This is a genomic window from Microbulbifer sp. YPW1 (genome assembly GCF_013367775.1).
In the GTDB taxonomy this organism is placed as follows: domain Bacteria; phylum Pseudomonadota; class Gammaproteobacteria; order Pseudomonadales; family Cellvibrionaceae; genus Microbulbifer.
In genome coordinates, this window is the sequence record NZ_CP055157.1 from 336938 (window position 1) to 349844 (window position 12907).

Genomic DNA, 12907 nt, shown 5'->3' on the forward strand with positions numbered 1-12907 from the left:
CTTGTGCGCTTTCAAAAACTTCCGCCCAGTGTTTCGGCGCCAATGGAGCCAAAACAGAGCTCCTGACCGAAGCTCCGGGCTTAGTGCCCCCCGAGTACCTTCTCAATCTCTTCCGGCTTATCGTGCACACCAAAGCGGTCGACGATAGTGGAGCTGGCCTCGTTCAGGCCAATCAGCTCTACCTCTGCGCCCTCGCGGCGGAACTTCACCACCGCCTTGTCCAGCGAGTACACCGCCGACACATCCCAGAAGTGCGCGCGACTCAGGTCGATCACCACCTTGTCCAGCGCCTCCTTGAAATCAAACGCCGCTACGAATTTGTCCGCTGAGTTGAAGAACACCTGCCCCACAACCTTGTAAGTCCGGCAATTCTGCTCCTCATCCAGCTCCGAGCTCACATACATAAAGTGGCTCACCTTGTTGGCGAAGAACAGGGAAGCCAGCAGCACCCCCACAAACACGCCAAACGCCAGATTATGGGTAAACACTACCACAATCACGGTGGACAGCATCACCAGATTGGTCGACAGCGGCAGCTTCTTCAGATTGCGGATAGAGCCCCAGTCGAAGGTACCGATGGACACCATGATCATCACTGCCACCAGCGCCGCCATCGGAATCACCGCCACCCAGTCACTCAGGAACACCACCAGAGTCAGCAGGCCGACACCGGCCACCAGTGTGGACAGACGGCCACGGCCACCGGATTTCACGTTAATCACCGACTGGCCGATCATCGCACAGCCCGCCATACCGCCCAGCATGCCGGCGCCGATATTGGCAATGCCCTGGCCCTTACACTCGCGGTTCTTGTCGCTGTTGGTGTCGGTCAGGTCGTCCACGATGGTGGCGGTCATCAGGGATTCCAGCAGGCCCACCACAGCGAGGCCAGCGGAGTAAGGGAAGATGATCTTCAGGGTTTCAAAGTTGAGCGGCACATCTGGCCACAGGAAGATCGGCAGGGTGTCCGGCAGGTCGCCCATATCGCCCACGGTGCGGATATCCAGGCCCATCACCACGGCGACTGCGGTCAGCACCAGGATACAGACCAGCGGAGACGGCAGAATCTTGCCCACGACGGGAACGTAGGGGAACAGGTAGATGATACCGAGGCCGGCGGCGGTCATGGCGTAGACATGCCAGGTGACGTCGGTGAGTTCAGGCAGCTGCGCCATAAAGATGAGGATGGCCAGCGCGTTCACAAACCCCGTGACCACGGCCCTGGAGACGAAGCTCATCAGGCTGCCGAGCTTGAGGTAGCCAGCAATGATCTGCAGCACCCCGGTCAGCAACGTGGCGGCCAACAGGTATTGCAGCCCGTGCTCTTTGACCAGCGTAACCATGAGCAGTGCCATGGCACCGGTGGCGGCGGAGATCATACCGGGGCGGCCACCGACGAAGGCGATGACCACGGCGATACAGAAAGAGGCGTACAGGCCCACCCGCGGGTCGACGCCGGCGATGATGGAGAAGGCGATGGCCTCGGGAATCAGGGCCAGGGCCACGACGAGACCAGCGAGTACATCGCGGCGGATATTGCCGAACCAGTCATTCCTGGTGGACGACAACAGGGTGTTGGAGAACTGCATAATCAGATGAGCCTGTCTGGGAAGTCTTATTGATTGCTGAATTTTTCTGACGGATTGGCTGTGACACGGACGTGCCGAAAGCCTGGAAAAATGGGCGCGGATTCTAGCATGGCCGGGGTTTTGACTAAAGAACGCACAAAGCCTTAAAGCAAGTCCGGTGGCGGTGCCGCTGCCGACTACGGCTTTGCGACACACGCCGTGCACCCATCCCTGGGGGCTCGAATGCGGCCATCCAGGCCGCATACAGTCTCGCAAAGCCGTAGCCGGCACCGGCACCTTCACAATTCCCTTTCGCGACGCCCCATCATTTCACCTCCATAAGGCGCCAAAATTCACACCTGTCCGCATTAGCGGACACGACCTGTCCGGACACATTTTCCGGACACCCCGCCGCCATCCAGAAAAACGCTTAAATTTAAATTCCCCTTAATTTTCAAACACTTATATGGCAGATCAGTGTTGGCACGGCGATTGCGATAAGGCCGTTGCATCCAAAAATTTAACTGTGCATCCGCGGCGAGAAATGCCCGCGTCACAGTGACAGAACAAGACAAACTGATTCGAAGCATTTGGGAACAACATGATCAGAGATACCTCCGGGCAGGACATCCAACTCACCCCGCGGAGCCCGTGGAAGAACCCGCGCCTGTTGAAGCGCGCAGCCCTCGGCCTCGGCGCGGCGGCTTTTGTGGTTTGGGGGCTGGTGAGCTGGCAGAGCACCAACGCGGTAGACGCAAGCCTGTCGCTGTCGCGGATCAATATCGCGGCGGTGGAGCGCGGGAATCTGATCCGCGACCTGGTCGTCCAGGGCAAGGTGGTGGCGGCCAACAGCCCTACCCTGTTCAGCCCCGCCCAGGGCATCGTCAAATTTGCGGTTAAGGCCGGTGATGCGGTGGAGAAAGGTCAGCTGCTGGCGGAAGTGGACAGCCCGGAATTGCAAAACCAGCTCGCCCAGGAAAGCGCACTGTATAACAAGTTGAGCGTGGAACTGGCCCGGCAAAAGATCCAGGCCAAGCGCCAGCGTCTGGAAAATACCCAGAAAGCCGATCTGGCCAAGGTAGACCTGGTCGCAGCCGAGCGCGAGCTGAAGCGCGCAGAGCTGTCCATGGAGAAACAGATCATTTCCCAGCTGGACTTCGAAAAAGCCAGCGACGACCTCGCCCGCGCCAAGCTCGAATACAAGCAGGCAGTACAGAACTCCCAGCTGGAAAACGAAGCCCTCACCTTCGAGACTCAGACCCTGCAACTGCAGGTTGACCAACAGCAACTCCAGGTAGAAGAGCTGCAGCGCAAGGTCAATGAACTGCAGATCGTCTCTCCCGTCGACGGCACCATCGGCAGCCTCGCCGCCACCCAGCGCTCCGCTGTTGCGGCCAATGCGCCACTCTTGACCGTCGTCGACCTCACCAGCTTCGAACTGGAAGCCGCGGTGCCAGAAAACTACGCCGATGACCTGGGCCTGGCGATGGACGTGGTAATCAATATGGGCGGCAAAAAACTGCCCGGTGAAATCACAGCAATTGCTCCCGAAGTCATCGACAACCAGGTCACCGCCCGCGTCCGCTTTACCGAAGGGCAACCCGCGAATTTACGCCAGAACCTGCGACTCACCGCGCGCATCCTGCTGGAAAACCGCAGCGACGTGATCCTGGTGAAACGCGGTGCGTTCCTGGATCAGACCGGCGGTCGCTTTGCCTGGAAGCTGAACGACCAGCAGCAGGCCGTCAAAGTACCGATCACCATCGGTGCACTGGGACTGAATCAGGTGGAAATTGTTTCCGGCCTGAACGAAGGCGACCGGATTATTACTTCTTCCGCGGAAGAGCTGCACAAGGCGCAGCTGGTTGCGCTGAAAGATTAGAAAAGAACTGAAAATTTCAATGAGAAGGCGCTGATGCCGGGACTCGGTTGCGGGACTGTCGAAAAGAGGGACCTTTTCGACAAGCCCCCAGGGATGGGTTCACGGCGTGTCCCGCAACCGAGTCCCGGCAGCAGCGCCGCCACAAGAATCGAAAGAATTTCAATATCGCCAAATAAAACGACAAGGAAATCCATCATGCTGAAAATGCAGAACATCCGTAAAAGCTACCGTACAGATACCATCGAAACCCACGCGTTGCGGGATTTCAGCCTTGAAGTGAACGAAGGAGAGTTCGTATCTGTCACCGGTCCCAGTGGCTCCGGTAAAACCACCTTTTTGAATATTGCAGGCCTGCTGGAAACTCCCACCGGTGGAGAATACCTCCTCGACGGACAGGAAGTCGGCGGCCTCTCCGACCGCGATCGCTCGCGCATGCGCAACGAAAAAATTGGCTTTATTTTCCAGGGCTTCAACCTGATTCCCGATCTCAACCTATTCGACAACATCGACGTCCCCCTGCGCTACCGCGGCTTCAACGCCAAAGAACGCCGTCGTCGCATCGAAAAATCCCTCGAACAGGTCGGCCTCTCCGCCCGCGCCAAACACCTGCCCGCACAACTGTCCGGCGGTCAGCAACAGCGCGTCGCCATCGCCCGTGCACTGGCCGGCGAACCCCGCTTCCTGCTCGCGGACGAACCCACCGGTAACCTCGACTCCCTCATGGCCCGCCAGGTCATGGAACTGCTCGAATTCATCAACGAATGGGGCACCACCATCATCATGGTCACCCACGACCCGGATCTCGCGCGCCGCGCGCAGCGCAATATCCAGATCGTCGACGGCCAGGTATCCGACCTGCGCCAGAGTATCGCGCAAGAAGAAATCGCCACCGCATAAGCTGACCGCGTATTCGTTGAAAAAGAAAAGGACACCGAAATGATCGGCTACTACATCAGCCTCGCCTTGCGCAGCCTGCGGGGCACCCCCATATTGAGCGCGCTCATGGTCGCCGCCATCGCCGTCGGCGTCGGCGCATCCATGACCGTACTCACGCTCAACTACATGATGTCCCAGAACGCCCTGGCACATAAGGACGACGTACTCTACGCCGTACAGCTGGACAGCTGGGATCCGAACGACGCTTACAACCGTGGCGGCCGCGGAAATGAAATGCCCTGGCAGCTCACATACCGGGATGCAGAAGCACTGCTGCGCTCGGATATTCCCACCCGACAGGTGGCCATGCACCGCTTCGGCTTCACCGTTACCCTGGAAGACTCCGAAGTACGGCCGTTTGTCGCCGAAACACGGGTCACCACCCGCGACTTCTTCTCCATGTTCGACGTGCCCATGCTGTACGGCAACATCTGGAACGAAGATGCAGATACCTCACCGGTACAAACCGTTGTCCTGAACAAGGCCCTCAACGAAAAACTGTTCGGTGGTGAAGACAGTGTCGGCAAAACCGTAGAGCTCAACGGCGAGCCCTTCACCGTCGCAGGCGTTATCGATTACTGGAACCCCTCTCCCAAGGTGTACGACCTGAACAACAGCCCGTTCAGCGATTCGGAGGAGCTTTACATTCCATTCGGCCTGCATCGCAAATTTGAAATCTATAGCTGGGGTAACACCAACGGCTGGAACAGCCCGGATCCCGGAGTCGACGGCTTCGAAGGACACCTGCTCAGTGAAAGCGTTTGGATCCAGTATTGGGTAGAGCTCGACAACGACACGCAAAAACAGGACTACGAAAATTTCCTGACCGGCTACATCCAGCAGCAAAAAGAACAGGGCCGCTTCCAACGCCCGCTCAAATTCGGCCTTACCCATCCCTCGGAATGGCTGGTATTGAATGAAGTACTGCGCGACGACAACCGCGTTCTGGGATGGGCATCCCTGGCCTTCCTGCTGGTGTGTGTCGTGAACGCTGTGGCACTACTGCTGGCCAAATTCCTGCGCAAGGCACCGGAAGCCGGTGTCCGCCGCGCACTGGGTGCCAGCCGCAATGCGATTTTCCTCCAGCACCTGATCGAAAGCAGCTGCATCGGCGTGCTGGGTGGCCTGATCGGTATTGGCTTCGCGCTGCTAGGTTTGTCCGGTATCCGCATGCTGTCCATGGGCCAGATCGACCAGATCGCCTCCATGGACTGGCTGATGATGCTCTCCGCCGTTGGCCTCGCCATACTGGCCAGCCTGCTCGCCGGCCTGTATCCCGCATGGCGTATCAGCCGAACCAACCCATCTGTCTACTTGAAAACCCAATAAGCCGGAGAGGAAACGACCATGTTTGAATTGAAACCCATGTTGTCCGCCCTCTGGCGCAACAAAGTGTCGGCAATGCTGATCGCACTGCAACTGGCCCTGACCCTGGCCATCGTCAGCAATGCCACCGTCATCGTAAAGGACCGCCTCACCAGTATGGCGCGTCCAACCGGCATGGATGTGGAAAACATCATCGCCATCACCTTTATGCCCGTGCCAAAAGATTACGATATGGCGGGCGCAGTACGCGCCGACCTCGACATGATGCGCTCCATGCCCGGCGTGGTGGATGCCACGGTCACCAACCAGATCCCGGTATCCGGATCCGGTTCCGCCAGTAGTTTTTATCTCAAGCCCAATGCCCAGGTGGGAGACGTGGACGGCAACTACTACCAGACCGATCCGCACTTTATTAACACCCTGGGGCTCAACCTCATCGCCGGACGTAACTTTCGCGACGATGAAATGCACGTGATCGGCTCCAATGAAAACTTCATCGGTAGTGTCATTATTGTTACCCAGCAATTCGCCGATGCCGCCTTCCCCGAGGGCGACGCCCTGGGCAAATTCCTGTATCACGGCAATAAAGACAATCCCATGGAAATCATTGGTATTGTCGAGCGACACCTGGGTGCATGGCCCACCTGGTCATTGGCCGGCAATGTGGTATTCCACCCGCTACTGGTAGAAGGCAACCACAAACGCTATCTGGTCCGCGCCGAACCCGGCCAGCGCGATGCCATTTTCAAACAACTGGAAGACAAACTCGCAGAGCGGGATCCACAGCGGGTCATCCACCTGGAAACCCTGTCCGAAAACCTCGCCTCGAGCTATGTAAGCGATAACATCATGGTCAAGGTATTGTCCGCGGTAATGACCATGCTGACGTTTATCGTTGCCCTGGGCATCGTCGGTCTCACCATTTTCTGGATCAACCAGCGCGCCAAGCAGATCGGCATCCGCCGCGCACTGGGAGCGACCCGTGCCAATATCAGTCGCTACTTCCTGGTGGAAAATTCCTTGATCGCGGGTACCGGGCTGGTACTGGGGACTGCGGGAGCGCTGATCATCAATCAGTTGATGGTCAGTGAATTTTCACAACCCGCGCTATCACTAACCATACTTACCGTGTGTGCGATACTATTGCTCGCAGTCAGCCTTGCGGCGGCCCTGATGCCCGCCATGCGCGCTGCGAATATATCGCCGGCGATGGCAACACGAAGCGTTTAAAAGCCGATTGCTCAAAGCGAAGGTCCTGCGCCCGATACGGGTTTGCGGGACCGTCGAAAAGAGGGACCTTTTCGACAAGCTGCCATGGATGGGTTCACTGTGAGTCCTGCAAACCTCTATCGGGTGCAGGACCGCCACAGAGCATGTTAAAGACAACCGCAACAGGAAGCGCGAGTTGGACAAAGTACTGATCATCGACGACAACACCAGCATCATCTCTGCCCTGTCCCTGTTGTTGTCCCTGCACGATATACAAACCCTCAGCGCCATCACCCCACAGGCGGGATTACAGTTGCTGCGGGAAAACCCCGATATCGGCCTCGTCATCCAGGACATGAACTTCACCGCCGACACCACCTCTGGCGAAGAGGGGCGCGCCCTGTTTTTTGCCCTGCGCGAACTGCAACCGGATATCCCCGTGATCCTGCTCACCGCCTGGACCCAGCTGGAAATGGCCGTGGAACTAGTCAAAGCGGGCGCCGCCGATTACGTCGGCAAACCCTGGGACGATAACAAGCTCATTGCCACCATAAAAAACCTGCTGGAACTACACGACCTGCAGCAACAGCAGCGACTGGCCAAAAGCCGCGAACAACAGGCGCGTGACCAGCTGCAACAGCAGTACGACCTGCAAGGTATTGTCTACCGCAGTAACAGTCTGCAAAAACTGCTGGAAATGGCCACCCAGGTCGCCCACGCCGACGTCCCCGTACTGATCACCGGCCCCAACGGCGCCGGCAAGGAAAAGATCGCCGATATCGTACAGGCCAACTCCAGTGTCAAAGACGGCCCTTTTATCAAGGTCAACGTCGGCGCCCTGCCGGAAGACCTGATGGAAGCGGAACTGTTCGGCGCCGAGGCCGGCGCTTACACCGGTGCCGGCAACAAAGCCCGCCAGGGCCGCTTCGAGGCCGCCGATGGTGGCACCCTGTTTCTGGATGAGATCGGCGAGCTCTCCGCCAGTGGCCAGGTCAAACTTCTGCGCGTGCTGCAGACCGGTGAATTCCAGCGTCTCGGCAGCAGTCACACACGCAAAGTGCGGGTGCGGGTAATCAGCGCCACCAACAGCAACCTGCAAGAGATGATCGACCAGGGCGGGTTTCGCCAGGACCTGTTCTATCGCCTGAATGTGATCGAACTGAAATTGCCGCCGCTGTGCGACAGACCCGAAGACATACTGCCACTGGCCCGCGCCTTTCTCTCCGGCTCCGGAAAACAATTGAGCGCCGCTGCCCAGCAACAATTACTGCGCTACTCCTGGCCCGGGAACGTGCGCGAGCTGCAGAATGTTATGCAGCGGGCGGCGGTTCTCACCCGCGGTGACACCATCGAGGAAGCAACCCTGGCGCTGCCGCAGGAAGAACCGCATAAACTGCCCGAGCACAGCTTTGAGCCCAGCCGCGAACTGCTGGAACAGACCCTGGCGCAGTGCAACGGCATCATCGCCCAGGCTGCACGCGAACTCGGCCTCAGCCGACAGGCGCTGTACCGGCGCCTGGATAAATACGGTATTCCCTACTGATGCCTCACCCATCCATAGAAGGCCGCATTTTTGCCGTCGTAATGGCCGCGGTACTTGTCGGCACCGCCCTTCCATTCCTGTTACTGAAACTCGGTGCCGATCCACTACTGGCATGGAGTGGCGGACTGCTGCTGGCGCTGGTCTGCGCCCTGATTCTTATTCGCCCGGTTACCCGCAAACTGAACCGGGCACTTACCAGCCTGGAAGGCGGGTTGCTGAACTTTCGCGATGGGGACTTTTCCATTTCCTTGGCACTCGACCGCAACGACCAGCTCGGCGAGCTGGCGGCCCTGTATAACGAGGTGGGAGAAATCCTGCGGCGGGAGCGGGCGCATATTCACCAGCGGGAACTGCTGCTCGATACCGTTATCCAGAGCTCGCCACTGGCACTACTACTGATCGACCACAGCGACCACATCATCTATGCCAACACCAGCGCTCGCCATCTGGTACACGGTGGCAAACCCCTGCAGGGACATCTTCTGCAGCAGGTACTGTCCCGGTGTCCGCCGGAACTCGCGCAGGCCATAGAGCAAAAGCAGGACGGGCTCACCAGCTATCTCGATGGCGAAGACAACCACACCCTGCATATCAGCAACAGCACCTTTGTACTCAACTCGCACAAGCACCGACTGATCCTGCTGCGGGAGATGACCCGTGAACTGACCCGCGCGGAAGTACAGGTGTGGAAAAAAGTCATCCGCCTGATCAGCCATGAGCTGAACAACTCCCTGGCACCCATTTCTTCCATGGCGCACAGTGGCAAGATGCTGTCGGAAAAATTGCAGTCGACACAACTGGCGGGGGTATTTGATGTTATCGCCGATCGCTGCCGTCACCTGACCGAGTTCACCCAGGGCTACGCGCGGTTTGCCAAATTGCCGCCACCGGCCGCCGAAGAAGTGTCCTGGAGGAAACTGGTAGAGCGAATACAACCACTGCAGCCGTTCACCCTGCAGGGAGAGCTGCCATCGCGCCCGGGGTATTTCGACCCGGCGCAAATTGAGCAGGCCCTGCTGAACCTGCTCAAAAACGCCGCCGAATCCGACAGCCCCGAGCAGGACATCAGCTTGCGTATCGAGACCGACGCCCACGGCCAGCTGCTCACTATTTCGGACCGGGGTTGTGGTATGAGCGACAAGGTTTTGCAGCAGGCACTACTGCCCTTCTACTCTACCAAGCCCCAGGGAGTGGGACTGGGTCTGGCACTGTGCCGGGAAATTGCCGACGCCCACGGCGGCCAGATTCGCCTGCACAATCGCACCGGGGGCGGGCTTCAGGTCAGCCTCTGGCTGCCCTGGCCAGAAACCGTTTAAGGGAAAGCAGCACTACACCAGCAGCGGTAGTCGTATCAGGAAAGAGCGTAACCGGCTCATACGTCAACGGCGTGACAGCGCAGCCCTTCACTGTAGAGCCAGCACTTGCCACCCTCGGGACAGGGCGCATCCATTGCCATGGGGGCGGCACCCGCAGGACACTGCGGCGCGCGGCCGGCAGTACACCAGGCTCCGGTGTCCAGCTGATAACAGACGGCATCGTCCACCAGGCAGGTACTGGCCGTGGGCACCTGGTTGTCACCGGCAAAGCAGTTGCGTGGATAGGCGGGCATCAGGTTTGCCGGCATGGGGCGCTGGTAGTAGGTCGCCGGGGTGCCGGTAAGATCACACCAGAAGCCATCCAGGGCCGCAGCGTTTCCAAGTTCTCCGCGGGTGTTCGCGCAGCCAGCGGATATTGCGGCCAACAAAAGGCAAAACAGGCGCAGTTTCATATCACGTCCTCTGTGACAGAATGTTCCGGGCAGAATTTCCGGGTTTCCCTACCCGCGGCCCCGACGTGCAGAAATTACTTTTCGTAGACGATACAGCGGCGCCCGCCGGAGATTTCGTAGCACTGGGCAGTGGTCGGACAGATGGATCCGGGCGCCAGCTCTTCCGCATCGCCGGGACAGCCGTCGTAATTGGTTTTCTGCTCCGCATGTGCCGGTGCACGGGGAATAGGTGCACTGTTAGGGTAGACCACCTGATCGCGCACGCTGCTGGTACCACAGGCGGACAACAGTGTAGCTGCCGCCATCAGGGAAAAAATCGTCACTCGTTTGCGCATGGAGCCTCCTTAACAATCACTTCATTTGCCGGTTCAACCGGCGCTATGGATGCGCATCAGTAGACCCGCATCACCGGGAAAAACCAGCAGGCTGATCCCACTCGATTCCCGTCTCCGTCCATCGAGCACTGGCGGCTGGCCGCCGGTGGCACCGACGCATTCGGCAGATAATTCCCCACTTCGACAAAGTCTGCACTCTGGGTATTGTCATCGGGGTTGAAGAAAAATGGATCGTAACTGTTTTCGTTCCCGTAGGGTACGAAGATACAACCCTGCAAAGACAGCGTAACTCCCATTGCCACTGCGGCGATCCCTGTGCGGTTCATGGCTCGACTACCTCGCAACTTGATAACTGCCTGACCACCACCGGAAATTTCCATCTTCCGGCATTTACTCACTGATACTTTCAGTTTAGCGCGCAGGAAGTGTTCGACGACGCTGTTCACGTTTTAACCAGAATTAAATGCGCAGTAATCAACGCCGCCCCGATTTCGACGCCAAAGCTCCCCTGGCGACGTATTTTCCCCCTTAAAAATGTGAAGTCTGCGACGATTCAGGCCCACGAATTAAGCACAAAAAAAGCGCCGGCGGGAAAACCCACCGGCGCTTTTTTGAATCAGCTGAGAATCCGCAGATTACAGCAGCAGTCGACGCACGTCGGCCAGCACATCTGCCAGGTAGGTCAGGAAACGACCCGCATCACCGCCGTTAACGGCGCGATGATCGTAAGACAGTGCCAGCGGCAGCATCTTGCGCGGTACAAATTCCTTACCGTTCCATTCCGGACGAATCGCCAGCTTGGAGACTCCGAGGATACCCACTTCCGGGGCATTCACGATCGGGGTAAAGCCGGTGCCACCGATAGCGCCGAGACTGGAAATGGTGAAGCAGGCACCCTGCATATCGCGGGGTTTCAGCTTGCCGTCGCGGGCAGCGATCGCCATGGCGGTCGCTTCCTCTGCCAGCTCGTACAGGCCTTTCTTGTCCACATCGCGAATGACTGGAACCATCAGGCCTTTGGGGGTATCTACCGCCATACCGATGTGTACGTAGTCCTTCTTGACGATGTGCTCGCCGTCGTTGTGCAGGGAAACGTTGAAGCTCGGCACTTCGCGCAGGGCCGCAGCAGCGGCTTTCAGCAGGAAGGGTACCGGAGTGAGCTTCACACCACGCTTCTCGGCTTCTGCCTTCATCGCCTTGCGGAAATCTTCCAGCTCGGTGATGTCCGCGTCGTCGAACTGGGTAACGTGCGGCACATTCAGCCAGTTGCGCGACATATTGGCCGCGGTGAGCTTGTGGATCTTGCTCATCGGCTCGGTAGTCACCGGGCCGAACTGGCTGAAGTCGATTTCCGGCATCGGCGCAATGCCGATGTTGCCACCAACGCCACTTACAGCGCCGCTCTCGGCCTTCTTCACCTGCTCCTTGATATAGGCATGCAGGTCGTCTTTGGTCACACGACCGCGCGGACCGGTCGGCTTGACCTTGTTCAGGGTCACGCCCAGCTCACGGGCCAGCTTGCGCACGGCGGGGCCGGCGTAAACTTCTGCGGACGGGGTGTGATCGCGCTCCACGTGCGGATCTTTCTGCGGTGCCGCCGGCGGTTCCTGGCTTGCGGATGCAGCTGCAGCAGGTGCTGCCGCCGGAGCAGGCGCGGGTGCTGCAGCAGCTGGTGCCGGTGCAGCGCCGCCGCTCTCGCCACCGCCGCTCTCTCCGCCAGACAGGGTTTTGATCACCCCGATCACGTCGCCGGTGGATACCTTGTCGCCTTCCTTTACGGAGATGGAAACAATGGTACCGGAAGCGGAAGACGGTACATCCATGGAGGCCTTGTCGCCCTCCACAACGATCAGTGCATCGCCCTCTTCCACGCTGTCGCCAGCGGAGACGGAAATTTCAATCACGTCCACCGCATCGGCACCGCCGAGGTCCGGGACCTTGATTTCCTCTTCCTTCTCTTCACCTGCAGCAGCGGGCGCCGGAGTTGGCGCCTCTTCAGCGGCAGGTGCCGGCGCGGATTCTTCCGCCGGAGCCGAGGCCGCCTCTTCAGCAGCCTCGTCTGCACTGTCGCCTGCAGCCTCGGTTTCCATTTCACCGATGACGTCGCCTTCGGAGACCTTGTCACCTTCCTTGACGGAGATGCTCAGGATCTTGCCGGCAACTGGTGCGGGAACGTCCATGGAGGCTTTGTCGCCCTCCACAACAATCAGCGCATCCTCTTCCGCCACCGTGTCACCCACGGCAACGGCGATTTCAATAACATCTACCTGATCGGCGCCGCCGAGATCAGGCACTTTAATGACTTGTTTTGCCATGTCTCTACCTTCCTTAATCAGCGGG

General features: G+C 58.7%; 11 protein-coding genes. 6 read left to right on the forward strand and 5 right to left on the reverse strand.

What is annotated here, in order from left to right; all coding sequences use genetic code 11:
* Window positions 1-80 precede the first annotated feature (80 nt).
* On the reverse strand, window positions 81-1589 hold the full coding sequence (locus tag HUW35_RS01565) for a SulP family inorganic anion transporter (RefSeq protein WP_181253961.1): 1509 nt from the start codon (window positions 1587-1589) through the stop codon (window positions 81-83).
* Between the two features lie 580 nt (window positions 1590-2169).
* Here HUW35_RS01565 and HUW35_RS01570 point away from each other — a divergent pair.
* The 6 genes from HUW35_RS01570 (at window position 2170) to HUW35_RS01595 (ending at window position 9780) form a co-directional block, all read left to right on the forward strand.
* Window positions 2170-3450, forward strand: a complete 1281-nt coding sequence (locus tag HUW35_RS01570; RefSeq protein ID WP_181253962.1) for an efflux RND transporter periplasmic adaptor subunit — start codon at window positions 2170-2172, stop codon at window positions 3448-3450.
* Window positions 3451-3645: 195 nt separating this feature from the next.
* Entirely contained in the window at window positions 3646-4347 is a 702-nt protein-coding gene (locus HUW35_RS01575) for an ABC transporter ATP-binding protein (protein WP_181253963.1), read from the forward strand.
* 39 nt (window positions 4348-4386) lie between these two features.
* Entirely contained in the window at window positions 4387-5715 is a 1329-nt protein-coding gene (locus HUW35_RS01580) for an ABC transporter permease (protein ID WP_181253964.1), read from the forward strand.
* Window positions 5716-5733: 18 nt separating this feature from the next.
* The gene (locus HUW35_RS01585) at window positions 5734-6942 is read left to right on the forward strand and encodes an ABC transporter permease (RefSeq protein ID WP_181253965.1); all 1209 of its coding nucleotides are present in this window, start codon (window positions 5734-5736) and stop codon (window positions 6940-6942) included.
* A gap of 175 nt (window positions 6943-7117) precedes the next feature.
* Window positions 7118-8464 (forward strand): sigma-54 dependent transcriptional regulator, encoded by a 1347-nt coding sequence (locus HUW35_RS01590; RefSeq protein WP_181253966.1) that lies wholly within the window; start codon window positions 7118-7120, stop codon window positions 8462-8464.
* A complete protein-coding gene (locus tag HUW35_RS01595) occupies window positions 8464-9780 on the forward strand; it encodes a PAS domain-containing sensor histidine kinase (protein WP_181253967.1) in 1317 nt (438 codons plus the stop codon). The genes HUW35_RS01590 and HUW35_RS01595 overlap by 1 nt, the downstream gene beginning before the upstream one ends.
* A gap of 56 nt (window positions 9781-9836) precedes the next feature.
* Here the strand turns inward: HUW35_RS01595 and HUW35_RS01600 are convergent, their stop codons facing one another.
* The 4 genes from HUW35_RS01600 to aceF form a co-directional block, all read right to left on the reverse strand.
* Window positions 9837-10232, reverse strand: coding sequence for a hypothetical protein (locus HUW35_RS01600; RefSeq protein ID WP_181253968.1), 396 nt, complete (start codon window positions 10230-10232; stop codon window positions 9837-9839).
* A 74-nt stretch (window positions 10233-10306) separates the two neighbouring features.
* Window positions 10307-10567, reverse strand: coding sequence for a hypothetical protein (locus HUW35_RS01605; RefSeq protein WP_181253969.1), 261 nt, complete (start codon window positions 10565-10567; stop codon window positions 10307-10309).
* Between the two features lie 56 nt (window positions 10568-10623).
* On the reverse strand, window positions 10624-11013 hold the full coding sequence (locus tag HUW35_RS01610) for a hypothetical protein (protein WP_181253970.1): 390 nt from the start codon (window positions 11011-11013) through the stop codon (window positions 10624-10626).
* Between the two features lie 189 nt (window positions 11014-11202).
* Complete coding sequence (gene aceF, locus HUW35_RS01615) at window positions 11203-12882, reverse strand: dihydrolipoyllysine-residue acetyltransferase (protein ID WP_181253971.1); 1680 nt, start codon at window positions 12880-12882, stop codon at window positions 11203-11205.
* Between the last annotated feature and the right edge of the window lie 25 nt (window positions 12883-12907).

Excerpts from the sequence above, each read along its gene's own strand:
- HUW35_RS01585 (WP_181253965.1), top strand. The coding sequence starts at position 5,734 with ATGTTTGAATTGAAACCCATGTTGTCCGCCCTCTGGCGCAACAAAGTG.
- HUW35_RS01600 (WP_181253968.1), bottom strand. The coding sequence starts at position 10,232 with ATGAAACTGCGCCTGTTTTGCCTTTTGTTGGCCGCAATATCCGCTGGC.
- HUW35_RS01580 (WP_181253964.1), top strand. The coding sequence starts at position 4,387 with ATGATCGGCTACTACATCAGCCTCGCCTTGCGCAGCCTGCGGGGCACC.
- aceF (WP_181253971.1), bottom strand. The coding sequence starts at position 12,882 with ATGGCAAAACAAGTCATTAAAGTGCCTGATCTCGGCGGCGCCGATCAG.
- HUW35_RS01565 (WP_181253961.1), bottom strand. The coding sequence starts at position 1,589 with ATGCAGTTCTCCAACACCCTGTTGTCGTCCACCAGGAATGACTGGTTC.
- HUW35_RS01570 (WP_181253962.1), top strand. The coding sequence starts at position 2,170 with ATGATCAGAGATACCTCCGGGCAGGACATCCAACTCACCCCGCGGAGC.
- HUW35_RS01605 (WP_181253969.1), bottom strand. The coding sequence starts at position 10,567 with ATGCGCAAACGAGTGACGATTTTTTCCCTGATGGCGGCAGCTACACTG.
- HUW35_RS01595 (WP_181253967.1), top strand. The coding sequence starts at position 8,464 with ATGCCTCACCCATCCATAGAAGGCCGCATTTTTGCCGTCGTAATGGCC.
- HUW35_RS01575 (WP_181253963.1), top strand. The coding sequence starts at position 3,646 with ATGCTGAAAATGCAGAACATCCGTAAAAGCTACCGTACAGATACCATC.